Here is a 25,214-nt window from a genome sequence, read left to right on the forward strand (position 1 = left end):
TAGTTTTATGGGGTATTTAAAAGGTAAAAGTGCTCTCATGATGTTTGATAAGCACGCCAATCTAAAATATAAGTTTGGGAACCGACATTTTTGGGCGGAAGGCTATTACGTGAGTACAGTAGGACTTAATGAAGCCACAATTAAGAAATATATCCAAGAGCAGGAAAAGCATGATATAGCGTTGGATAAATTGAGTGTAAAAGAATATGAGGATCCCTTTAGGGATAGTGGTAAGTAATGCAAACACCTCTTTGAGAGGTTTGTGACGAGTCAAGAGCAATGAGGCTTGAACAAAGTGAAAGCCAACGTCTTTAGGCGCTGGCTGGTGATGTGGGCTTATAGCCCTGGGACAAACCACCCGTTAGACGGGTGGTTATGATTGGAGCTTGTCAACGTATATTGTTTGTTAGTCAGTCGTCGGCCTATAACAAGCTTAATAAGTGGTTTGAAACTTACTCAGATTTGTATTTTAGCATTATTACATCACTAAATATGGAAGCATATCATGAATTGCTAGGTATGTAACTGATTGTATGATATAATGAACTAAAGTACAATGAGTAGTATATAGTGCTTGTGCCTTGATTGAGGAGATTCCGGTTCGAATCCAGGCTATTGTGCTAGCATCTAGGGAACTAGGTGCTTTTATGATTTTTCCAAATTAGTATATAAGGTAATGTAGAGGAAAGAAAAACATCTAAAAAATCCTCAAAAAGTAGGAAAAAACGTAGTGAATTTGATAAAAAGTACAAAAAAATGCTTTTTTGAACTACTTCTTTTTCATTTTATGGTACAATATAGTCATTAGAGGAAATAAGAGTACTGAATTTTGGAGGGAATTTTGGAGGGATATCATGGAACAACCCCTACTGCTGCACAAAATATACTAAGTACTTGTTCAATAGATGTTATTCCTTTTGTTATAACCAATGATGCAGGGATAGTGCTTGGACAGAATCTCCCAAATGATTTGGGACAAGGGTTGTATTTATTTATTGACGAAGAAAGTAAGGGGTTTTCTGGAAAACAATCTGCAAAGAATTACTCTAAAACATATAAGCACGAAGAAAATAAAATAAAGATTTTAAAGTTTGTTTTTGATGATCAAAATTTAACTGTATTAAATTTAAATAATACTTCAACTGTAAAGATGCTAAATGAATTGAAGAATCAATTATATGATAGAATCTATACTCAGTTGTCTTCTGCAATTAAAAATAATCCTAGAAAAAAGAGAGCGAATTTAGATGGAATTTTTCTTGAATTTCTGATTAAGTTTAGATTCTGTGACAGTATAGATTGTGTAATTTGTGATACATATACACCTGTGTACAATGTTGGGGGTGTAAGAACAATATCTAATTTGCCAAATGGTAGGGAAATTTGTCTTAGAAATTTATCCTTAATCAATTGGGAAAAAGTCGAGGAGTGTGAGTGATATGGCCTATAATGAAATTATATTGGATGGATCAATTCTTGATATTGATTCATGGTTACCAAAAGATGCGTTGGATGAATTAGTCAAGCTTGTCATTAAAAAAGAAATTTATGATTTTAAATTGGCTCAGAATAATCCTGCAAGCTATTGTAAGGTAGCAATTGGTGATGAGTTTTACGAAATAAATAAAAAAATGAACTACTCTAATAATGTTTACAGTGATTCAATATTTCAAATTGGAAAAGGAGTTGAAGCTGCATAATGGCAATTATTTCATTTGAAGATTATGCAATTGATAATGTAAGCTTTCTAACAAACACTATGTTTGAGGGAGCTGATGATTCGGGCAAATTACATACTGAGGTAAGTTTTTCAGCTGAGATTGGAATTAGCTATGAGAATGCACGGTCATATGTAATAATTAAAACCCAAATAGGAAATTGTAAGTCTGAAATAGATTCAACTGAAGTTAAACATGTTCCCTTCCAATTGGAAGTTGATATCAGAGGTATTTATTCGTTAAATTTTAGCGATTTTAAAAGTGTAGATAATTTAAAAGATATATTGAGTACAAATGCAATCGCTATACTTTATCCTTATTTAAGATCTTTTGTGTCAACTTTAACTGCTCAGGTCAATAGTTTTCCAGCCTATGTTTTGCCAGTTGTAAATTTCGCTGAAACATTAAGAGAGAACAATCTAGTTGAATATTGGGGGTTTGATGAATTGCCTCTTAATATTTTTAATAATTAAAAGACACTCTTCAAGATGCCTTTTTTCTTGCCTGCTGAACTCATAAATTTAATACCTTTTTAACTACTCCTTTAGTACACTGTACTTGTTTGTACTTCACATTTTAGAATGGAAAAAGTAAAAAGTGGGTTAATAATTTAGTGTATTTTATTGAACGGCTTGATATTGGTACAACTTGAAAAAATAATCTAATAAGATACAAAAGGAGCTAGGACTTAGTACTAGCTTTTTTGATGTGTAAAGATATAACAATGGATATTTTTTGATTTAGGATCAAGCCTAATTGATGAGAGGGAGATTTATCATCTTTTCCTAGAAAATTGCCTAGAAGTAGTGTGTAGGGCTGATCATGCTCTTTCCCTTGAAAAATTGGAGGACAAGATGACAGTTTTTCTTTCGGAAAATATAATCAAGAGATGCCTGCATTTTCTTGTGACTACATGGTTGAAAAAGTGAGTGATTTACTAAAGATTTTATAGCTTTCTTGTATAAAAATCAGTCTTTTATGGTATACTAGCAAAGTGGAAGGAGGAGCACAATGGAAGAATTATTAAATCAGGTCTTACTATCACAGGATAGGGAAGTTTTCAATCAGATATTTGAGGATTACTATCCCATTGATATTGCTCTTTCTTTGGAAGCCTTGGAGGATGAGGAAGGGAATCTCCTCAAAACCTTTACGGAAATGGCTAGTGATGATCAATTGGTAGAGATTTTAAAAGAAGCCGAGCCGGAGTTGCAACGACAGATTATCCAATCAATTTCTTTCAAACGTACCAGCACTCTTTTTTATCTTATGCCAGATGATGATGTGGTAGATATTTTGGGTTACTTGAGTGTGGACTTGCGTAAGCAATACTTAAGTATGATGAAAAATACCAGTCAAGAGAATTTGAAAGCTATGTTGGCTTACGATCCTCAGACAGCTGGTGGTCTGATGACGACAGAATTCATTACCTTAAATGAAAATCTGACCGTTTCAGCAACTCTCAATAAATTGAGGGAGATTTCGCCCAATACGGAAGTTATTGATACCTTATTTATTAGAAATGCTCATCATTCGCTAGTTGGCTGGATTGATATCCGTGATTTATTTATTCATGATGCGGAGATGAAACTCAGCGAATTTATGAACACTCAGTTAGTGACTGTGACGCCAGAGGTTGACCAAGAAGAGGTGGCTCAGCTTTCTGCCAAATATAATTTATCTGTTGTACCGGTCGTCAATCATCGGCAGGTATTGCTAGGAATTATCACAATTGACGATATCGTCGATGTTTTGCAAGAAGAATATCAAGAAGATATCTTGCGGATGGGTGGTGTCCAAGAAAGTGAAGAAATTGGAGGACCTTTCAAAGAATCACTCAAAAAACGCTTACCTTGGTTGATGATTAACCTAGTGACAGCCTTTCTGGCTTCTGCGACAGTAGCACTTTTTGATGATACGATTTCAAAAGTTGTAGCATTAGCAGCGATTAGTCCTATTATCACAGGAATGGGCGGAAATTCTGCCTCTCAGACACTTGCTTTGGTTATCCAGGGAATTGCCTTGGGCAAACTAGATCTGAAAGAAGATCGGTATTTAGTATTCAAAGAAATCGTGCTAGCTTTGGTTAATGGTTTCTTTACTGGCTTGATTGCAGCGATTGTCATGTTTGTCTTCTATCAAAATTTCTATCTGTCTGTTATTGTGGTATTGGCAATGATGATCAATCTAGCATGTGGTGCTCTATTTGGTTACTTTGTACCGCTGATTATCAAGACACTGAATCAGGATCCAGCTCTAGCTTCGACCATTTTTATTACCACGGCAACAGATGTATTGGGTTATCTAGCTTTTCTAGGCTTAGCACAGGTTTTCTTGCCATTGATTATATAAAAAAGAGAACACAAAAAACGCTTGATTTTTCAAGCGTTTTTGTTATGTTTACTTAGAACAAACCTTTAATTTTATCAATAGCGCCGCTGGCCATTTCATTTCCAGCTACTAATTTTTTAGCTTGATCAAGGTATTCTCCGAGTTTGTCCTTGTTTTCTTCGATAAACTTTTTAGCGCCATCAAAGTCTTTCTTTTCAATCATTTCTTTTACTTGGTTAAATAAATCTACGGGGTTCATGGTGGTTGCTCCTTAGTAATTTTTTATACTATTTAATCAAATTTCTAATAGAAAGACAAGAATTCTGCTTATTTAAAGGTCACACAAACAGCTTCGGGAATATAGAAATCATGGGAGATTTCTGTTAATTTTCCACTTTCAGCATCGCGTTTGAAGATGGTTGCATTGCCAGAGTCTTGATGGACAGCAATGATATGGTTTTGATCCGGTGTGATGTTGAAATCCCGTGGATTTTGGCCATTGGTAGGTACAATCTGGATTAAGTCCAAGCTGCCGTCAGCTAAGATTTCGTAAACGGCAAGAGAGTCATGGCCGCGGTTGGAACCGTAGAGAAACTTGCCATCAGCAGACAGGTGGATAGCAGCTGTTCTGTTGGCTCCTTCAAAGTCCTCTGGTAAGGTGGAGATAGTTTGCAGGTGTTCAAAATGGCCGACTCCATCGTAAATCAAGACTTCAATAGTAGAATTAAGCTCACAGATTAAATAGGCGATTTTATAATGATGGTGGAAAACGATATGGCGGGCACCAGCTCCAGCGGCACACTTGTAGGTGTTCAGAGGAGCGATTTTTCCATCTTCAGCAACATCATAAGTGGTGACTTCATCAGTTCCCAAGTCGCAGGTGATCAGGTATTGATCTGGTGTAAGGTCAGCATAGTGGACGTGAGCAGAGGCTTGATTTGCGTGTGGTCCTTGACCTTGATGGCTAGCTGAGTCAGCCAGTTCCAGTCTGCCATCAGCCAGTCGTCTGTAGATCAGAACTTGCCCTTTATGATAATTGGCACCGTAAACCAAGTCACGTTCTTCGTCAACTGCCACATAGCAGAGCGGAGCCCCCTCTTCAACGACATGGTTGAGGAGCTGACCTGCCTGGTCAAAGGCTGCAATCCCCCCCTGTCCGTCCTTTGCTCCAACAGAATAGAGATGTCCAGCCTTATCAAAGGCTAGGTAGGTTGGACTGGGCTCTTCAGCAACCAAGGTTAAGTTTTCTAAAGTTCCTTTATTAGAATTAAAATCTGCCTTGTAAATTCCCTTGGAATCTCTGCGAGTATAGGTTCCAAAGTAAACTGTTTGTGTCATTCCATTACCTCGTATGTATTTAGATTGATTGCTACTATTATATCATAAAAGCAGATGATAGGTCTTAGAGCGGAGGATTTGTCTGATTTTCAAAAGAATAGTATTGATTTGAAAAAACAGATAAAAAACAGATAGCGGGTAGGAAGGGGATAGATGGCTTTGTTAGAATAGAATTGTTCAAAAAAACAATTACTGTCAGGAAACAACAAAGTTCCTGCTTGCTAAAACAAAGGAGAAATCAAATGAACGTTAAAAAAATTGCTATGCTCGTTGCCCTTATCGGAATGTCAGGATTCTTTTTAGCCGCATGCGGAAATAAAGAAGCTGATAACTCAGAAATTAAGGATGGGAAACAAGTAGACTTCCAGAAGGATGCTGTTGATAAGAAGACCAAGACAGTTGATGGCAAAGAAGTGACAGAATACACAATGCCTGATGGAAATGTTATCCAAATCCCAGCAGATGGTGAGGAAATTCCAGAAGATGGATCAGGATCTAGCTCAGAAGCTGAATAAAGATTAAAACATATAGGTTGGAGGCAATATGTTTCGAAGAAAAAAAATGAATCGTAAGACCATTCTATTGGGCAGCACGGTCATTCTTGCTTGTGCTGGACTGGGAGGCTATCTGTATTTTAGACAGATCAATCAACAACAGGCCATGAAAATGGTAGATAAGACGATTGATTCGCTGACAGTCCAAGAAGCTGTCAATAACAGTAAAAAAACAAGCCTGGTTTTATCTGGGGAAGTAGTTGCCAACAATAGCAGTAAGGTCAAGATTGACCCTTCTAAGGGGGAAGTCAAGGAAGTATTTGTCAAAAATGGTGATACCGTTACACAAGGGCAGCCGCTCTTTTCCTATGTGACAGAGCAGCAATTGACAGCCCAGTCGGCTCAATATGATGCCCAGTCCAAGGCTAATGGCATCACAGCCGCTCAAAACAGCGCTGCGATTAAATGGGAAACTTATAATCGCAAGTTGGCCAGTCTCAATGCTCTCAAGGACAAATACAATTCCAGTCAGGATGAGTCACTGCTAGAGCAGATAAAGTCAGCTGAAGATGAGCTGGCTCAGGCGTTGAGCGATGCCAAGACGGCGGATAATGAAGTAACGACAGCTCAGATTGAGGCTGAAAAGGCTCAGGTGACAGCTCAGACAGAATCAGACCGGATGAAGTATGATACTGTGACTGCCGATACAGCAGGAACAATTACCTCTATGAATGAAGATTTGCCCAATCAGTCCAAGGCTAAAAAGGAAGAAGAAAACTTTATTGAGATTATGGACAAGTCCAAAACTCTGGTCAAAGGGACTGTCAGTGAATTTGACCGTGAAAAGCTGAGTGTCGGCCAGAAAGTGGAAGTGGTGGATCGCAAGGATCCTAAGAAGCGATGGAGTGGTACGGTAACTCAGGTCGGCAGTCTGACAGCAGAAAATACTTCCAATAATAATGGTGGGAATAAGCAACAGGAAAACCCTAACCAAGGTAAGTATCCTTATACTGTTGAGCTGGATCAAGGTGGTGAAATGCCACTGGTGGGCTCCCATTCCTATGTCAACATCGTGGAGAATGCTCCCGAGGCAGGAAAGGTAGTTGTCAATAAGGCCTATACCTTCAGTAAAAATGGCAAGACCTATGTCTGGAAAGTAGAGGGCAAGACTCTGAAAATGCAGGAAGTCAAGACCAAGAAAGTTTCTGACCGTTTGGTGGAGATTACGGAAGGTTTGACTATGCAGGATGCTATTTCAACCCCGAGAGCAGGTATGGAAGAAGGGATGGAGGTAGGACAGCATGTTAAAGCTTAAGGATATCCACAAATCTTATCAGCAAGGCAGTCAGGAATTTCCAATTTTAAAAGGAATTGATCTGCATGTGAAAGAGGGGGATTTTCTGGCTATCATGGGACCGTCTGGATCTGGCAAGTCCACTCTGATGAACATTATCGGCTGTCTGGATAAGGCAAGTTCAGGGACTTATCATATTGAAGGGACCGATGTGTCTGAGCTGTCTGACAATCAGCTGTCCGATTTGCGCAATCAGAAGATTGGCTTTGTTTTTCAAAATTTTAATCTTATGCCCAAGCTAACGGCCTGCCAAAATGTGGAACTGCCTCTGACTTACATGAAAATTCCTAAAAAAGAGAGACGGGAGCGGGCTCTGGAAATGTTGCGATTGGTCGGACTGGAAGAAAGAAGTGATTTCAAGCCTATGGAGCTGTCCGGTGGTCAAAAGCAGCGGGTAGCCATTGCGCGAGCCTTGGTAACCAATCCCAGCTTCATCCTTGGTGACGAACCAACGGGGGCCCTGGATACCAAGACCAGTGTGCAGATTATGGACCTTTTCAAGCAGTTTAATGATGAGGGAAAGACCATTGTCATCATTACCCATGAGCCGGAAGTAGCCCAACTCTGCAAGCAGACGGTTATCCTGCGGGATGGTAATATAGAGAGCAAAGCGATAGGATAGAAAGGAAGCTGTATGGAAGATATTTTTGTAGCTCTGAATTCAATCTTGTCGCATAAAATGCGCTCTATGCTGACCATGTTGGGGATTATCATCGGGATAGGCGCTATCATTGCAATCTTTTCTATCATTGAGGGAAATACGGAAAATACCAAGCGTCAGCTCATTGGCGGTAACAATAACACAATCAAGGTTGTCTATGACAAGAAAAGCGCCATCGATCCAACTATTCCAGAGAAATCTCAAGCCCAGAAGCCTTCTTATATTCCCTTTATGGGAGAGGATGTTTTGAGTAAGATTAAGGAAATCTCTGGGGTCAAGAATGCTCTGCTGACCTATGGTACAGATGAGAAGATTTACTACCTGAGCCAAAAGTCATCTGGGAAGATTCAGGCGGTTTCGCAGACAGCCGCTGACATCAAGCAGCAACGCCTGCTAGAAGGTGAAGGATTTGACTCAGAAGCCTTTAAAAATCAAGAGCAGGTGACCTATCTGGAAAAGTCCCTTTATGATAGTCTTTTTCCAAAGGGGGATGGTATCGGCAAGTATGTGGAAGTCTTAGGCAATCCCTTTAAGGTTATTGGAGTATTTGAGTCAACTGAACAGAGTGGCTTAACAGCTGGTGCAGAAAAGGTGGCCTATATTCCCCTGCAGCAGTGGCATCGGATTTTTGATACCATTAATGTCAGTCCTGAAGTGACTGTCCAAACCCACAAGGCCGATGATTTGAAGAAGGTGGCCAAGAAAGTCAGCGATTATCTCAATCAGCAGATGCCACCATCAGACTATATGTTTGGTGTGCTCAACCTGCAGGAATTTGAACGGCAACTGGACAATCTCAATAAGTCTAACTTCGTCTTGCTAGCAGGTATTGCCAGCATCTCCCTCTTAGTAGGAGGTATCGGTGTTATGAATATCATGCTGGTTTCAGTGACAGAGCGGACTCGTGAAATCGGAATTAAAAAGGCTCTAGGAGCTCGGCGGAAGATTATTCTCAAGCAGTTTCTGATTGAGGCAGTTATACTGACCCTGATGGGAGGAATTATTGGCGTGGTGGCTGGTATCGCCTCGGGCTTTGCCATCACTCAGTCTCTAGCCTATCCGTATATTTTATCCCTCTTTTCTGTCTTTGTAAGTTTGATCTTTTGTTGTATAATAGGAGTAGTATTTGGGCTCCTGCCAGCTGTGAAAGCATCCAAGCTGGATCCAATTGAAGCCCTGCGATTTGAATAGGTAAAGGAGAAAAATCTAAGTATGCACAAGATTCTAGTGGTGGAAGATGATACGACGATTAATCAAGTGATTTGCGAGTTTTTAAAGGAAAGTCAGTATGAGGTGAGGCCAGTATTTGACGGAGGCGATGCTTTGCAGGCTTTTGAAGAAGAACCCTTTGATCTGGTCATCTTAGATATGATGCTGCCGACCAAGAGCGGTCTGGAAGTGCTGAAGGAAATCCGCAAGACTTCTCAGATTCCGGTCATGATTTTGACCGCTCTGGATGACGAGTATACCCAGCTGGTCAGCTTTAATCACCTCATCAGTGATTATGTAACCAAGCCTTTTTCACCGCTAATCTTGGTCAAACGGATTGAGAATATTCTGCGCAGAAATACAGTTGCTTCAGAGATTGCTGTTGGCGACCTGACGGTTTCGATTGATGACTGCACAGTTTACTGGCAGGGCGAGAAAATGCCTCTGACCAAGAAAGAATATGAAATCTTGCAGACTCTGGCTAAGAGGAAGGGACACCTGGTGACCCGTGATCAGCTCATGAATACCATTTGGGGTTACAGTGAGCTGGATAGCAGGGTACTGGATAATCATATCAAGAACATCCGTAAAAAGATTCCGGGTGTGCCGCTGAAAACCATTACGGGTATGGGTTATCAGCTTGGAGGAGAAGACAAGTGAAAATTGTCAAAAAGAACTTTCTCTTGACCTCGTCCATCATTTTCGTGGTGGTGACTATCGTTCTAGCCAGTCTTTACTTTGCCATGCCGGTGTATTATCAGCAGGTTAAGAGCGGAGAAGCTCAGAGAGAATTTGACCAAGTTTCCAAGCAAGTCAAGGGAAAGTCCAGTCAGGAAATCGGCGAGCTCTTGAGTGATTATAGTAAAAAGAGCAATCTGATTTGGTTTACCTTGCTGGCGAAAGACAATACGATTCTCTATCCCTCACTCGAAGCTGGCGATGAAAGTTCTCTGCAGCTGACTATCGTCCCAACGATTGCCAACAGCGACTATGAGAGCAAGAGTTTATCAGAAAGTTTTCGGACTTCAGATGGTAAAGAAGTTGTCCTGAGAGGGGAATATTCCTTACAGCCTGTTTCTGATGCTAGTCGGATTTTGCTCAATCTCTATCCATTTGTCTTGCTTGTATCTCTGAGTCTAGGTGGTCTGGCTGCCTATCTCTATAGCCGGACTTCCAGTCAGCGGATCAAAGCCATCTCTAAGAGCACCCGTCAAATGACGAGTCTGGCTCCAGATGTGACCTGTCAGGTCAAGGGGCGTGATGAGATTGCTGAACTGGCCCAAGACATCAATCATCTCTATGCTAATCTACTGACCAGTATTGAGGCTCTGCGCCTAGAAAATGAAAAGGTAGCAGAAAGCGAGCGGGAAAAAGCTGAGTTTTTGCGGATGACATCGCATGAGCTCAAGACACCCATTACCAGCATGATGGGGATGGTCGATGGCATGATCTATGGAGTAGGAGAGTTCAAGGATCGAGACAAGTACTTGCAGAAGTGCCGAGAAATTCTAGAGGAGCAGTCGGAGTTAGTCCAGTCTATCTTAGCCATTTCTAAACTGGAGATGAAGACTGAAACTGAACAGGAAGTCTTTTCACTCAAGCAGGTCTTGGAGGAAAATCTGAGTACCTATCGAGTTTTAGCAGATGTCAGACACTACCATTTTCAAGTTGAGCTGACAGAAGCGAAGGTCAAGGGTAACCGCACCTATCTGCTCAAGGCTATCAAAAATCTTCTGGACAATGCCTTTCATTATACAGTAGAAGGTGGACAGATTCTACTTAGGCTGGAAGAGCGTAAGCTAGTCATCGAAAATGAAGCAGAACGAGTCTTAAACAAAGACCAAATCCAGCAGATTTTTCAGCCTTTCTATCGGCCAGACTACAGCCGCAATCGCAAGGATGGCGGGACTGGTCTGGGACTCTTTATCGTTCAGCAGATTTTGGACAAGCATGGTCTGCGATATCAGTTTGAAGCCGTTGATGGGCGGAAGATGCGCTTTAGCATTTCTCTGCCGGCTGTTGAAAAATAGCCTTGTATTCTAGCTGGCCCTGCAGAAGCCGAATAGAGAAGTCAGAAGCTGTATTTTGCGAAAAATACAAATCTTCTGGCTCCTCTTTTTTTTTGCTTTTCTCTATAGCTGAGCTGAGAATTTTTCTCTGAAAAATGTTACAATGAAATGACAAGTTAAAGGAGGAGAATATGGAGCATAAAGAAAAAGATTTTAGCCTATCTTGGTTTTTTAAATGGTTTTTAGATAACAAAGCTATTACAGTATTTCTAGTAACCCTTTTGATGGGACTGAATATTTTTATACTTAGTAAAATCAGTTTTATTTTTAGCCCAGTCATTGAATTTTTGGGAGTAATCATGCTGCCGGTTATTTTAGCTGGCCTGCTTTATTATCTGTTAAATCCCATCGTCGACTGGATGGAAAAGCACAAGATTAATCGACTGGTTGCTATTACCATTGTCTTTGTTTTAATTGCTTTTTTGATTATCTGGGGCTTGGCTGTTGCTATTCCTAGCTTGCAGCATCAGGTCATGGCCTTTGTCAGAAATGTTCCAGCTTATCTGAAGCAGGCTGACAAGTTCATCGACGATATTGTGACCAAGTATATTTCGGCAGATTTCAAGCCGCAGATTGAGGAATACACTAGCAATCTATCAAGCCAAATTACCGATTGGGCCAGCAATTTTTCATCTAGGGCAGTTAACTGGGCGGGGAACTTAATTAGTACAACTTCGCAGATCGTCGTGGCTATTATCATCATGCCGTTTATCCTTTTTTACCTGCTGAGAGACGGGAAAAATCTGAAGGGCTATGTGACCCAGTTTCTGCCGACTAAATTCCGCGCTTCCTTTGGTCAAGTGATGACGGATATCAACACCCAGCTGGCTAACTATGTGCGCGGTCAGGTGACGGTCGCTATCATTGTAGCTCTGATGTTTATCGTTTTCTTTAAGATTATTGGTCTGCGCTATGGTGTCACTCTTGGAGTCATTGCGGGCGTTCTCAATCTGGTGCCTTATCTGGGCAGCTTTTTGGCTATGCTTCCGGCTCTGGCAATCGGTTTGATTGCTGGCGGTCCAGTGATGCTGGCTAAAGTCATTGTTGTTTTCATTGTTGAACAGACTATCGAGGGGCGTTTTGTTTCTCCTCTGGTCTTGGGCAGTCAGCTCAGTATTCATCCGATTACGATTTTATTCGTATTATTGACTTCTGGTACCATGTTTGGCATTTGGGGCGTTTTCCTGGGAATTCCTGCCTATGCTTCAGCAAAGGTAGCCATTGCAGCCATCTTTAAGTGGTATCAGAAAGTAAGTGGCCTCTACGAAGCCGATTTTGAACAAGAAGGAGAAATCAGTGAGCAAGAGTGAACAAATGTTGGCAGCTTTACAGGAGCAGGACCTAGCTCTGGCTGACCGCTATTTCGAGCAAGCCCTGACTACAGACAGCGAAGAAGAATTATTGGATTTGGCCGATTACTTAGAAAGTATCGGCTTTTTCCCTCAGGCCAAGCGTATTTTTGAAAAGTTGGCTCCTGACTATCCAGCTTCTTATATTAGTCTGGCAGCTATTGCCAGTGACGATGGGGACTTGGAGCAGGCTTTTGCCTATCTGGAGGAGATTCAGCCGAACAGTGACTGGTATGTTGCTGCTCTCTTGGCTAAGGCTGACCTCTATCAGCTAGAGGGGCTGCCTGATGTAGCTCGAGAAAAATTGGCTCAGGCAGCAGAGCTGACTGATGAGCCTTTGGTAACCTTTGGTCTAGCTGAGATAGATTTGGAGCTGGGGGATTTTTCTCAGGCGATTAAGGAATACGCCCAGCTAGATAATCATTCAATCTTTGAGCAGACAGGCGTCTCAACCTATCAGCGGATTGGAGTCTGCTATGCCAGTCTTGGAAAACTTGCAGCGGCGATTGAGTTCTTAGAAAAGGCTGTTGAGCTGGAGTATGACGATGCTGCGGTTTATGAGCTGGCGACTATATTAGCGGATCAGGAAGAATACCAGAAGGCCAATCTTTATTTCAAGCAACTGGATACTCTGTCGCCGGATTTTGAAGGCTACGAATATGGCTATGCCCTATCTCTTCATGCGGAGCATCGAACAGCTGAAGCCCTGACTCTTGCCCAGCAGGGCTTGGCTAAGAATCCATTTGAGACTCGGCTCTTGCTTTTAGCCTCACAGCTTTCTTATGAACTTCATGATGAGGAAGCGGCTGAACATTATCTCTTGCAGGCTCAGGAAGATGCGGATGATTTGGAAGAGATTGCCTTGCGATTGACTACTCTTTATTTGGAGCAGGAACGCTATGAGGAGCTTTTAGAATTTGCAGATCAAGAAGTCGATAATGCCTTGACCCGCTGGAATCTGGCGCGTGCTTATCAGGCCTTGGAAAATCTGGAAAAAGCAGAGGAACTCTATGATCAACTGGCTCATGAACTGCAAGACAATCCAGAGTTTCTGGAGCAGTATGTCTATCTTTTGCGAGAACTAGGCAGATTCGAAGAAGCTAAAAGAGCTGCTGCTTCTTACCTGAGATTGGTACCTGATGATGCTAGTATGCAGGAACTCTATGAAAGTTTATAAGAGCACTCGCTCAGCCCTTTCCCGCGATTTATGGTATAATGATTGGCGGTAGAAATTCAGTAAGCACATGTAATAAGGATGAAAAAAGCTTAGCTGGATGGGCAATAATATTTTTAGGAAGAGAAAGATTAAGGAAAAATAATGGCAGAACCAATCAAATTATTTCAATATAATACTTTGGGAGCTTTGATGGCTGGTCTTTACGACGGCAGTATGACTGTTGGAGAGCTGCTGCAGTATGGAGATTTGGGTTTGGGAACGTTGGACTCTATTGATGGTGAGCTCATTATTCTCGATGGTAAGGCTTATCAGGCAAAGGGATCTGGAGAGGTGCCAGAAGTGGTTGAGGTGTCACCGGATATGACTGTGCCTTATGCGGCAGTAGTTCCTCACCAGGCGGAGGTCATTTTCCGTCAGCGCTTTGAGATGAACGACAAGGAACTGGAAAAGCGGATTGAGTCTTACTATGATGGGGAAAATCTTTTCCGCTCTATCAAGATTCATGGTGATTTCGCCCGCATGCATGTTCGGATGATTCCCAAGTCTACGACAGAACGGAAGTTTGCGGAAGTAGCGGTTAATCAGCCTGAGTACTGTAAGGAAAATATCACTGGAACCATCGTTGGTATCTGGACACCTGAGATTTTCCACGGGGTCAGTCTAGCAGGCTATCATCTGCATTTTGTATCGGATGATCTGACTTTTGGCGGTCATGTCATGGACTTTGTCATCAAGGAAGGTGTCATCGAGTTGGGGGCTGTAGACCAGCTGGATCAGCGTTTCCCAGTACAAGATCGCAAGTATCTCTTTGCTAAGTTTAACATGGATGAGATGAAAGAAGATATGGAAAAGTCGGAATAAATAGCAGGGGCTAGCATTGTTTGCTGCCCTCTTTTTTGATATAATTGGAAAAAGAATAGAGGAGAAGTGAAGCTATGATTTATTTGGTAAACGCCAGCCCAAATAGGAATGGCAATAGTTTTAAGCTGGGGCACTTTTTTCTGAGAGATAGAGATTATGAGGCTCTTCAATTAGTGGACTACCATATTGAGCAATATGGCCAGTCAGCAGAAAACGATCAGTTCTTTCAAGTCTATGAGCAGCTGAGCCAAGCCGATGTACTGGTGTTTACCAGTCCTATTTATTGGTGGTCTTTTTCGGGTCTGCTAAAAACTCTGTTGGACCGAGTAGCTGATGTGCATGAGCCGCAAGAAGCACTCAAGGGCAAAAAGGTGTTCCTGCTCTTGCAAGGTTCTCAGCCCAGCAAAGAAATTGAAATGCTGGACTACGTAATGAGCCGCTTTTGCCAGAACTGCGGACTCAAATATGAGGGGCTGGCAGTAACCACTCATGAACTGAAAGAAATCGACGGTTGGGAATTAACGTCCCTGAAAGAAAAATTAGATAAGGTTTTATCATCAGAAGGTTAAAAGTGAGAAGATTCGTTTGCGGATCTTCTTTATTTTGCTCTAAAAATGGAGCCTTTTTTTCAGGTGTCTATTTTTGGACACTATGCCCCTCAACTACAGTCATATCCATGGCTAACTAAAATTAATTGGTGTATAATACCTATTGCTATTAAATATTAATATAGGAGATTCTATGGGAAAAGAATTATTTAACCCCCATTTAAACAAATTTTCGATTCGAAAATTAAATGTTGGAGTTTGCTCGGTATTATTATCTACCGTTTTCCTTTTAGGTACTGCGGCTACAGTAAATGCTGATGAAATTGCCAGCGGATCTGTAGATGATAATATTTCACTGCCAGAAAAGCCGACGGAGTCAGCTGTCAGTCAGCCTGCTCTTGAGAATACAGCAACATCTGCAGTTTCTGAAACAGCTAACTCAGAAGCAAGAGCGGATCAAAATCAGCTGGTAAGCCCAGCTGCAGCTCCAGAGCAAGCGACACCTGAAAAGCCACAAGAAACTAATCAGACAGCTGAGACCTCTAATGAAGCAAGACCTGCTGAAGCTAGTCGGACGCGCTCTTATTCAGTACAATATACGCCAAAACCAAGTTCTGCGGCTATGCCAAGGTCTGATCGTAATGGCCAGCCAATGGAGACAGGAACATCATTCCGTACTGCCAGTCCTGCTGGTCAAGCTAGCTCTGCTATACAAGATGCAACAGCTAATCCTACAGTTTCTAAACCAACACTGGAAGAATCAGTAAGGAAACGCTCTGATGAGTTGATGAAGCAGGTAAACTGGCTAGATTTTGGTGATACTAAATCACTGAGAAATCTAGATAAAGATGGCTCCTTTAAAGTTGGAACAGTATATGAAAAGGAAATTTCGCCGGGCTATGTGGTCAAACTGACCGTGACGGAATTGAAACCTTTCTATGCGACAGAGATCTATCGTGATCGAGTAAAGGGAACTGAGTACGAAAGCAGTTATGATCCCAATGCAAAAAATACTTGGCTTCAATATAACAATAGTAATAATTATGCTTATCAGTATTGGTATGGTGATGATTACCGTCCTAAAATTACTGGTGCAGCTCAGAATCAATATTCAGCTATTAAGTCAGAGGGAATTGATACTAAAGGGCGTAAAACCCAACTGCAGGTTCCTAAAGATGAAGCCAACTATGGCGTGAAGTTCAAAGTTGAAGCTAGGTATCGTGGGAAGCCAGTTAAAGCAACAGTTGTCATGGCTGATGGTGAAGAAGCTAATCCGGGTGAGTACGCTATCTTTACAACCAATGGTAAGGGCTGGGAACATTTGGCCGAGTGGAAGCGTACAGTCACAGACGCAAATGGTGTGACTACTGAGATTACAGAAACCTATAAGCCGATGAAGCCTACTACAGAAGGCCAATTTATTGGAACTGACGGTACTGGTGTTCATTGGCAGGCCTATGTCAGCCCTGACCAAAAGACTGGCGGACTGGGAAGCCAAGTATTTGGACCTAATCTTTCTAGAAATAATACAATTCCACTTGTAATGACACGTGGTGCATCAGAGGTTGGTATTTACATAGCCTCTTCTGGTCAGCAAGCTGCGATGATTGGTTTTATGGCAATCGATGAAGGTGATGCACCTGATTCCTATGGAAAAGCGATCCATGCTATTTCAAGATACAATGCAGAAACTGGCGGTCAAAATCCACAGCCATTCTTGGGCCGTGTTGCGGCTGATATTGATACCACATCTGGAAATAACTGGAAGCATGACGATCAGAATGATTTAGCCGATGAAGGTATTAATCAGCTCTTGTCTGATGATTTAGTCGGGAAAACCAATGGTCTTTTTCCAGTAAACCGTCTGCACGACGGAGATTATTCTCTCCGCATCCATGCTTCAGCTAACGGATACGAAAAAGCCTATGTCCGTGCCTGGATTGACTTCAATAACAATGGTGTCTTTGACGAAGACGAAGCCAGTGAATTTACCGAAGTAACAACTGCGGGAGATTATACTGTTAACTTTAAGAAGAACCCAGCCATGACCAATCCTGAACTTAGCAAGCTTGGAATGCGGGTTCGTATCGCCTTGAACAAGGGAGATATTGAAAAGCCTACTGGAACTGCATTTAGTGGTGAGGTGGAAGACCTAGAAGTCGAACTGACCTATCCACCAAAAGGAGAGAAGAAGGAAAGTACTGGAATCCGTGATCAGAGACAGACAGCCACTCTTCATTTCACTCCACAGGGGATTGCTCAAAATACTGAAAATCAGAAAGTAGCAATTGATACTACTAAAGCTCCGATTGTATTAGATGCGAGAGGAGAGCTTCTGACTGCTGATGCAGCAGGTTGGTACAACACTGCTGAAGGCCGTTATAAAGTAACAGCAAACGGTGCTGATGTAGATGTGGTATATGAGCCTAAGGCTGGCTTTATCGGCACAGCTCAGGGGATTAACATCCGTCGTTTTGATACTAACGGCGCAAGTACAGATTGGATTGCAAAAAATCAGGCTGAACCAGTCATCAATGACCAGCTCAACACCATGGATGGACGTTATGTACCAACCGTGCTCAATGTTCCTAAGTATGAAACAACAGATGCTCAAGGACTAACGCAAGAAAAGACACCTGTCTTTAATGATGGAGATGCTGGCAAAACTCCTGCAAGTCCAAGTACAGCAAATCCTGTAAAATTTGTGAAAGCGGATGGAACGACTACAGATGATACTAGAGTTCCAGCTTTATCAAATGGTCAGGAAGTTGGTCGTTTTGAAGTCGAGCCTTCAACAGGTAAGATTACCTTTACGCCAAATAAAAACTTTGTTGGTACAGTGGATCCAGTTTCCGTTCAGATGATTGATGGCAAAGGTATTCCGCATCAAGCTGTTTATCAGCCAAAGGTGACTCCTGTTAGACCATCTGCTCAAGGTGCTAGCAGTGAGGGCATTCAAGGTGCAGTTCAGACAGGACAGCTGACCTTCAATCCGGGCAATAATCGTGTACCTATTGATAGCAAGAAGTTGCCAACCTTTGATAATGGCAGCCAGACTAAAACAGTTGCTGGTGTTGGGACTTATCAGGTGGATAATCAAGGCCTAGTAACCTTTACTCCACTGGCGACTTATACTGGACGTCCAGCGGCAGAGACTGTCAAGCGAGTAGATGTCAATGGAACAGAAGTAACAGCTACCTATCAGGCTGATGTAAAAGCAGCAGCACCAAGTGCGACGAATGCTGAAACCAGTGGTATACAAGGCCAAGTTCAGCGAGGAAAAGTCAGCTTCACAGAAGGTTCTGCGCAAGTCAACGGTCAAACACAAACGATGGCCTTTCCAGCTGGCTCAACTCCACTCTTTGACAATGGTTCGACTGTTAAAGAAGTGCCTACTGTTGGTAAGTTTGAAGTGGATGAGGATGGAAATGTAACCTTTACTCCAGAGAAACAATTTAAAGGCCTTACGCCAGACATCAGGATTACTCGTACAGATACGAATGGCAGCACAGCTACAGCTATCTACAAGGCGACAGTCACTGCTGTAACTCCAACAGGGACAAACATCACCAGTACTGGTAAACAAGGCCGTCCACAGACAGGTAAGCCAAACTTTTTCAGTAGCAACCCAGATGTACCATTGGATGATGATACTCCAGCGACTTTCGATGATGGAAGCAAGCGCAAGGTGGTTCCAAATGTTGGTATCTTTGAGGTGGCACCAGATGGATCTGTCACTTTCACACCGGACAAGCAATATGTTGGGACACCAGACCCAGTTGTTGTTAAGCGTGTGGATAAGAATGGCACTCCTGTGACAGCCAAGTACACGCCTACTGTTGAGAAAGTGATTCCAAGAGCGACAGGTGTTCAGACAAAAGGCCCTCAAGGTCAAGTTCAAAAAGGCAAGGTTACTTTTGAACCAGGAAGTCCTCAAGTTGGTTTCCCAGAAAACAGCACCCCAGTCTTTGATACCGGCACGAATGTGAAAGACATTGCCAAAATCGGTAAGTTCGAAGTGGATGGAGAGGGTAATGTCACCTTTACTCCAGTCAAAACCTTTGTCGGTAAGACACCAGAAATCGAACTCAGCCGAGCAGATGTTAACGGAACAGTAGCCAAGGCTAAATATCGGGCGACTGTGACCGCTGTGACTCCGACAGGAACTGGAGATCAGACAGAAGGTCCGCAAGGCCAAGTTCAAAAAGGACGTGTAACTTTTAAAGCTGGCGATCCAAAAGTAGGATTCCCGGCCAACAGCACGCCAGTCTTTGACACGGGTACGAATGTCAAAGAAATTGCCAAAGTCGGTAAGTTTGAAGTAGACGCGGAGGGCAATGTCACCTTCACGCCAGACAAGCGCTTTGTAGGTGAAACGCCAGAAATTAGCATTTCTCGCAAAGATGCAAATGGTATTGCAGCAAAAGTCACTTATATCGCGACAGTTACATCAGTAACTCCAACAGGAACTAATGTGACTAGCATCGGTCCTCAGGGTATCCCGCAAACAGCTACCCCAACTTTCCAAGGTGGTAATCCACTGGTTCCGATTGATGAAGCAGTCGAGCCAACTTTCGAAGATGGCAGCAAGAAGAAGGCTATTCCAGGTCAGGGAACTTATACCATTGCACCAGATGGCGTAGTGACTTTCACGCCGGAGAAGCAGTTTGTAGGAAAGCCAGATTCAATCACTGTAAAACGTGTCGATAAGAATGGTACGCTGGTGACGGCAACTTACAACCCAGAGTTTACCAAAGTGACCCCAACAGGTACTAATGTGACTAGCACCGGTCCTCAGGGTATCCCGCAAACGGGCACTCCGACCTTTGCGGGCGGCGATCCACTGGTTCCGATTGATGAAGCAGTCGAGCCAACTTTCGAAGATGGCAGCAAGAAGAAAGCTATTCCAGGTCAGGGAACTTACACCATCACTCCAGATGGCGCAGTGACTTTCACCCCTGAAAAACAATATGTCGGTACCCCAGAGCCAGTGACGGTGAAACGTGTCGATAAGAATGGTACGCCAGCCACTGCGACTTACAGGCCAGAGTTCACCAAGGTGACTCCAACAGGAACTGGTGATAAGACAGAAGGATTGCAAGGTCAGGTTCAAGAAGGCCATGTTACCTTCACACCAGGTCATGCCTCTGTACCATTCCCGGCTGAAACAACTCCGCTCTTTGACAATGGTTTGACTGTTAAAGAGATTCCAACCGTTGGTAAATTTGAAGTGAATGCGAACGGTAAAGTTACTTTCACTCCAGACAAGCAGTTTAAGGGGATCACTCCTGAGCTGACATTGATTCGAGCAGATGTGAATGGCACTCCTGTTACAGTCAAATATCAAGCAGTAGTGAAAGAAGTGGTTCCAACGGGAACAAATATTACCAGCACTGGTAATCAAGGCCGCCCACAAACAGGCAAGCCAAACTTCGTAAGCGGCACTCCTGGAGTACCACTGGATAATGACACTCCAGCTACTTTCGACGACGGAAGCAAGCGCAAGGTTGTTCCAAATGTCGGTATCTTTGAAGTGGCACCAGATGGTTCTGTCACCTTTACCCCAGATAAGCAATATGTTGGTACCCCAGATCCAGTTGTTGTCAAGCGAGTGGACAAAAATGGCACTCCAGTGACAGCCAAGTATACGCCAACTGTTAAGAAAGTGACTCCAAGGGCCACAGGTGCTCAAACAGAGGGGCTTCAAGGCCAAGTTCAAAAAGGCAAGGTTACTTTTGAAGCTGGAAGTCCGCAAGTCGGCTTCCCAACCGACAGCACACCTGTCTTTGATACCGGCACGAATGTCAAAGAAATTGCCAAAGTTGGTAAGTTCGAGGTTGATGCGGAGGGGAATGTCACCTTCACACCAGTCAAATCGTTTGTCGGTAAGACACCAGAAGTTGAACTTAGCCGTACAGATGTCAACGGTACAGCAGCAAAAGCCAATTACCAAGCAACTGTGACAGCTGTTACCCCAACAGGTACTGGTGACAAGACAGAGGGCTTGCAAGGTCAGGTTCAAAAAGGTCATGTCACCTTCACGCCAGGCCATGAATTAGTTCCATTCCCAGCAGGTTCGACTCCGCTATTTGGTAACGGAAAGAATATTAAAGAAGTACCAAATATCGGTAAGTTCGAAGTGGATGTAGATGGCATTGTAACCTTTACTCCAGACAGACAGTTCAAGGGTGAAACACCAGAACTAGGAATTATTCGTGTGGATGCCAACGGCACCCCTGTTACAGTTAAGTACCAAGCGGTGGTGAAAGAAGTAACTCCGACAGGTACCACCGTTACGAGCACCGGTCCACAAGGTATCCCGCAGACAGGAACTCCAACCTTCAAAGCTGCGGATCCACTAGTTCCAATCGATGAAACAGTCGAGCCAACTTTTGACGATGGCAGTAAGAAGAAGGTTATTCCAGGTCAAGGAACGTACACCATCACTCCAGATGGCGTAGTGACTTTCACACCAGACAAGCAGTTTGTGGGTAAACCAGATCCAATCACAGTGAAGCGAGTGGATAAGAATGGTACACCAGTAACTGCGACTTACAGCCCAGAGTTCACGAAAGTAACTCCAATAGGTACCAATGCAACAAGCACAGGTCCTCAAGGTCTTCTGCAAACCGGCACATCAACCTTTGCGGGTGGCGATTCTCTGGTTCCAATTGATGACTCAGTCGAGCCAAGCTTCGACGATGGCAGCAAGGAAAAGACCATTCCAGGTCAGGGAACTTACACCATTACTCCAGATGGCGCAGTGACCTTTACTCCAGACAAGCAGTTTGTAGGCAAACCTGATCCAATCACTGTTAAACGTGTGGACAAGAACGGCACACCAGTGACTGCCACTTACAGTCCAGAGTTCACAAAAGTAACTCCGACTGGTACTGGAGTCAAGACAGAAGGTCTGCAAGGCCAGGTCCAAGAAGGCAAAGTGACCTTCACGCCTGGTCATGATTCAGTTCCATTCCCAGCTGGTTCGACTCCACTATTTGACAATGGTTCTTCTGTCAAAGAAGTACCGAATGTTGGTAAGTTCGAAGTGGATGCGGACGGTAAGGTAACCTTTACTCCAGATAAACAGTTCAAAGGTGAAACACCAGAACTCGAATTGACTCGCACTGATGTCAATGGCACCCCTGTTACAGTTAAGTACCAAGCGGTAGTGAAAGAAGTCACTCCGACAGGCACCACCGTGACGAGCACTGGCCCACAAGGCCGACCACAAACGGGTACACCAAGCTTTGTCGGTGGCGACCCGGATGTGCCACTGGATAATGACATTCCAGCGACTTTCGAAGATGGAAGCAAACGCAAGGAAGTTCCAAATGTCGGTACCTTTGAAGTGGCACCAGATGGTTCTGTCACTTTTACACCTGACAAGCAATTTGTAGGCACACCAGATCCAGTTGTTGTTAAACGAGTAGATAAGAATGGCACTCCTGTGACGGCTAAGTACACACCAACTGTTGAAAAAGTCACTCCGACGGCGAAAGGTGCTCAGACAGAGGGGCTTCAAGGCCAAGTTCAAAAAGGTAAGATTAATTTTGAAGCAGGAAGTCCACAAGTAGGTTTCCCTGAGAATAGCACGCCAGTCTTTGATACCGGTACTAATCTGAAAGAAATTGCCAAAGTCGGTAAGTTTGAAGTAGACGGAGAGGGTAATGTCACTTTTACTCCAGTTAAAACGTTTGTTGGTAAGACACCGGAAATCGAACTCAGCCGCACAGATGTAAATGGTACAGTAGCTAAGGCTAACTACCAAGCGACTGTGACTGCTGTTACTCCGACAGGTACCGGCACTAAGACAGAAGGTCTGCAAGGCCAAGTCCAAGAAGGGCAAGTCACCTTCACTCCAGGCCATGACTCAGTTCCATTCCCGGCTGGTTCGACTCCATTATTCGACAATGGTTCTGCAGTTAAAGAAGTACCGAATGTCGGTAAGTTCGAAGTGGATGCGGACGGCAAGGTTACTTTCACACCAGACAAACAGTTCAAGGGTGAAACACCAGAACTTGAATTGACTCGTGTGGATGCCAATGGCACCCCTGTTACCGTCAAGTACCAAGCGGTAGTGAAAGAGGTAGCTCCAACAGGTACAACCTCAACCAGCACTGGCCCACAAGGCCGTCCACAAACGGGTAAACCAAACTTTGTCGGTGGCGACCCGAATGTACCACTGGATGATGATGCTCCAGCGACTTTCGAAGATGGAAGCAAACGCAAGGAAGTTCCAAATGTCGGTACCTTTGAAGTGGCACCAGATGGATCTGTCACTTTCACACCTGACAAGCAATTTGTAGGTACACCAGATCCAGTTGTTGTTAAGCGAGTAGATAAGAATGGTACGCCAGTGACGGCTAAGTACACGCCTACTGTTGAAAAAGTCACTCCGACAGGCACTACTGCAACCAGCACTGGTCCTCAAGGCCTTCCTCAAACGGGTACTACAACCTTCACAGGTGGTGATCCATTAGTTCCAATTGATGACTCAGTCGAGCCAAGCTTCGAAGATGGAAGCAAGAAGAAGACCATTCCTGGTCAGGGAACTTACACCATTACTCCAGATGGTGCAGTGACCTTCACCCCAGACAAGCAGTTTGTAGGCAAACCTGATCCAATCACTGTAAAACGTGTGGATAAGAACGGCACGCCAGTGACTGCGACTTATAGTCCAGAGTTCACTAAAGTAACTCCGATAGGTACCGGCACTAAGACAGAAGGATTACAAGGCCAAGTCCAAGAAGGACAAGTTACCTTTACGCCTGGTCATGATTCAGTTCCATTCCCAGCTGGTTCGACTCCACTGTTTGGTAACGGAAAGAATATTAAAGAAGTGCCAAATGTTGGTAAGTTCGAAGTGGATGCGGATAACAAGGTAACCTTCACCCCAATAAAACAATTCAAAGGTGAAACATCAGAGCTGGGATTAATTCGTCTAGACGCTAACGGAACTCCTGTTATTGTCAAATATCAAGCAATAGTGAAAGCAGTAGTCCCAACCGGTAAAGATGCGACATCTACGAATATCAAGGGTCATGTTCAAACCGGCAAACCTGCCTTCGAAGCAGGTGAACCACTGGTGCCAATTGATGAGACAGTCGATCCAACCTTCGAAGATGGAAGCAAGGAAAAGACCATTCCAGGTCAGGGAACCTATACTATCGCGCCAGATGGGACAGTCACCTTCACTCCAGAAGCTGATTTCCTTGGTCAGGGTACTGGTGTGACCCTTGTCCGTCGTGATAAGAATGGTACCTCAGTGACGGCTCGCTATGTTCCGACTGTGGTTGCACCATCAACTAGCAAGGACAGTGTATCTAGCGGACGCAAGGGACAAGCTCAAACAGGCACGCCAACCTTTGAAGGGGCGATTGACCAGGCAGTAGCTCCGACCTTTGCGGATGGCAGCACCGAAAAGGTTGTCCCAGGAGAAGGAACTTATCGATTCAATATGCTGGGAGCAGTGACCTTTGTACCGGAAGCCGACTTTGTTGGAACCGCCAGCGGAGTTGTTGTGAAGCGTTCAGATATTTATGGCAATGCCGTGACGGCTACTTATACCCCAACTGTTTTGGGAAGTACTGATACAGAAGATACCAGCAGCACAGGTCTCAAAGGTCAGCCGCAGACAGGCAAGCCTCTCTTTGAAGGAGATGTGGACTCAACTGTTCCGCCAACTTTCGAGGATGGCAGCACCGAAAAGCTTGTTCCAGGCCAAGGAACTTACACGATTGCGCCAGATGGTACAGTGACCTTTGTACCGGAAGCTGGCTTTGTCGGTCAAGCGGATGGTGTTACTGTTGTTCGTAAAGACCGCAATGGTCAGACTATTTCAGCAGTCTACATTCCGACTGTGACAGAAGCTCCTGTTCAGCCAGAGCGCACGATTACGCCTGCACCGCCGTCTCTTTCCAAGAGCGAGAGTGCAAAAGCTCTTCCTAAGACTGGTACAGAAGAAACCTCATACTTGGCAGCAAGCTTACTTGCAGGAGTGTCAGGTTTAGGACTGATTGGCTTAGACAAGAGAAAGAAAAAGTCTGAAGACTAAAAATTAAGAATTTAGGTTTCAGATACCAATTAAAAGAGGAAAGATTCG

At 43.6% G+C, this 25,214-nt stretch carries 18 protein-coding genes; 16 read left to right on the plus strand and 2 right to left on the minus strand.

Annotated elements, in window-relative coordinates:
• From tnpA to mgtE, 5 genes are all read left to right on the plus strand, one after another.
• Positions 1-238, plus strand: a 238-nt coding sequence (gene tnpA, locus HMPREF9389_RS04205) for an IS200/IS605 family transposase (protein WP_002930061.1), incomplete at its 5' end; no start/stop codon positions are given.
• Between the two features lie 603 nt (positions 239-841).
• Positions 842-1,438 carry a hypothetical protein gene (locus HMPREF9389_RS04200; RefSeq protein ID WP_032906484.1) on the plus strand — a complete coding sequence of 199 codons (597 nt, stop codon included), beginning with the start codon at positions 842-844 and terminating at the stop codon, positions 1,436-1,438.
• 1 nt (position 1,439) lies between these two features.
• Complete coding sequence (locus HMPREF9389_RS04195; RefSeq protein WP_002930064.1) at positions 1,440-1,700, plus strand: hypothetical protein; 261 nt, start codon at positions 1,440-1,442, stop codon at positions 1,698-1,700.
• Complete coding sequence (locus HMPREF9389_RS04190) at positions 1,700-2,191, plus strand: protein-export chaperone SecB (RefSeq protein WP_002930066.1); 492 nt, start codon at positions 1,700-1,702, stop codon at positions 2,189-2,191. The genes HMPREF9389_RS04195 and HMPREF9389_RS04190 overlap by 1 nt, the downstream gene beginning before the upstream one ends.
• 538 nt (positions 2,192-2,729) lie before the next feature.
• Positions 2,730-4,070 carry a magnesium transporter gene (gene mgtE, locus HMPREF9389_RS04185; protein WP_002930067.1) on the plus strand — a complete coding sequence of 447 codons (1,341 nt, stop codon included), beginning with the start codon at positions 2,730-2,732 and terminating at the stop codon, positions 4,068-4,070.
• Positions 4,071-4,122: 52 nt separating this feature from the next.
• Here the strand turns inward: mgtE and HMPREF9389_RS04180 are convergent, their stop codons facing one another.
• Both HMPREF9389_RS04180 and HMPREF9389_RS04175 read right to left on the minus strand, forming a co-directional pair.
• Positions 4,123-4,308: a hypothetical protein gene (locus tag HMPREF9389_RS04180; protein ID WP_002895857.1), complete on the minus strand. Its 186-nt coding sequence runs from the start codon at positions 4,306-4,308 to the stop codon at positions 4,123-4,125.
• Positions 4,309-4,376: 68 nt separating this feature from the next.
• Positions 4,377-5,387, minus strand: a complete 1,011-nt coding sequence (locus tag HMPREF9389_RS04175) for a lactonase family protein (RefSeq protein ID WP_002930068.1) — start codon at positions 5,385-5,387, stop codon at positions 4,377-4,379.
• Between the two features lie 242 nt (positions 5,388-5,629).
• Between HMPREF9389_RS04175 and HMPREF9389_RS04170 the strand changes: the two genes are divergently transcribed.
• From HMPREF9389_RS04170 to HMPREF9389_RS04120, 11 genes are all read left to right on the plus strand, one after another.
• Positions 5,630-5,902 carry a hypothetical protein gene (locus HMPREF9389_RS04170; RefSeq protein ID WP_002895853.1) on the plus strand — a complete coding sequence of 91 codons (273 nt, stop codon included), beginning with the start codon at positions 5,630-5,632 and terminating at the stop codon, positions 5,900-5,902.
• Between the two features lie 28 nt (positions 5,903-5,930).
• Positions 5,931-7,196 (plus strand): efflux RND transporter periplasmic adaptor subunit, encoded by a 1,266-nt coding sequence (locus tag HMPREF9389_RS04165; RefSeq protein WP_002930069.1) that lies wholly within the window; start codon positions 5,931-5,933, stop codon positions 7,194-7,196.
• Positions 7,183-7,857, plus strand: a complete 675-nt coding sequence (locus HMPREF9389_RS04160) for an ABC transporter ATP-binding protein (RefSeq protein WP_002895848.1) — start codon at positions 7,183-7,185, stop codon at positions 7,855-7,857. Before HMPREF9389_RS04165 ends, HMPREF9389_RS04160 begins: the two co-directional genes overlap by 14 nt.
• 75 nt (positions 7,858-7,932) lie before the next feature.
• A complete protein-coding gene (locus tag HMPREF9389_RS04155) occupies positions 7,933-9,087 on the plus strand; it encodes an ABC transporter permease (RefSeq protein ID WP_376739369.1) in 1,155 nt (384 codons plus the stop codon).
• A gap of 21 nt (positions 9,088-9,108) precedes the next feature.
• Positions 9,109-9,765, plus strand: a complete 657-nt coding sequence (locus HMPREF9389_RS04150; RefSeq protein WP_002897805.1) for a response regulator transcription factor — start codon at positions 9,109-9,111, stop codon at positions 9,763-9,765.
• On the plus strand, positions 9,762-11,135 hold the full coding sequence (locus tag HMPREF9389_RS04145; protein ID WP_002930078.1) for a sensor histidine kinase: 1,374 nt from the start codon (positions 9,762-9,764) through the stop codon (positions 11,133-11,135). Before HMPREF9389_RS04150 ends, HMPREF9389_RS04145 begins: the two co-directional genes overlap by 4 nt.
• Positions 11,136-11,305: 170 nt before the next feature.
• Complete coding sequence (locus HMPREF9389_RS04140) at positions 11,306-12,484, plus strand: AI-2E family transporter (protein ID WP_002930081.1); 1,179 nt, start codon at positions 11,306-11,308, stop codon at positions 12,482-12,484.
• On the plus strand, positions 12,471-13,700 hold the full coding sequence (locus HMPREF9389_RS04135; RefSeq protein ID WP_002930083.1) for a tetratricopeptide repeat protein: 1,230 nt from the start codon (positions 12,471-12,473) through the stop codon (positions 13,698-13,700). Before HMPREF9389_RS04140 ends, HMPREF9389_RS04135 begins: the two co-directional genes overlap by 14 nt.
• 141 nt (positions 13,701-13,841) lie before the next feature.
• Entirely contained in the window at positions 13,842-14,561 is a 720-nt protein-coding gene (gene budA / locus HMPREF9389_RS04130) for an acetolactate decarboxylase (RefSeq protein WP_002930084.1), read from the plus strand.
• Between the two features lie 74 nt (positions 14,562-14,635).
• A complete protein-coding gene (locus HMPREF9389_RS04125; protein ID WP_002930085.1) occupies positions 14,636-15,130 on the plus strand; it encodes a flavodoxin family protein in 495 nt (164 codons plus the stop codon).
• Positions 15,131-15,302: 172 nt separating this feature from the next.
• Positions 15,303-25,166 carry a CshA/CshB family fibrillar adhesin-related protein gene (locus tag HMPREF9389_RS04120; RefSeq protein ID WP_002930086.1) on the plus strand — a complete coding sequence of 3,288 codons (9,864 nt, stop codon included), beginning with the start codon at positions 15,303-15,305 and terminating at the stop codon, positions 25,164-25,166.
• The last annotated feature ends 48 nt before the right edge of the window (positions 25,167-25,214 follow it).

The organism is Streptococcus sanguinis SK355, from assembly GCF_000212855.1.
Taxonomy (GTDB): domain Bacteria; phylum Bacillota; class Bacilli; order Lactobacillales; family Streptococcaceae; genus Streptococcus; species Streptococcus sanguinis_A.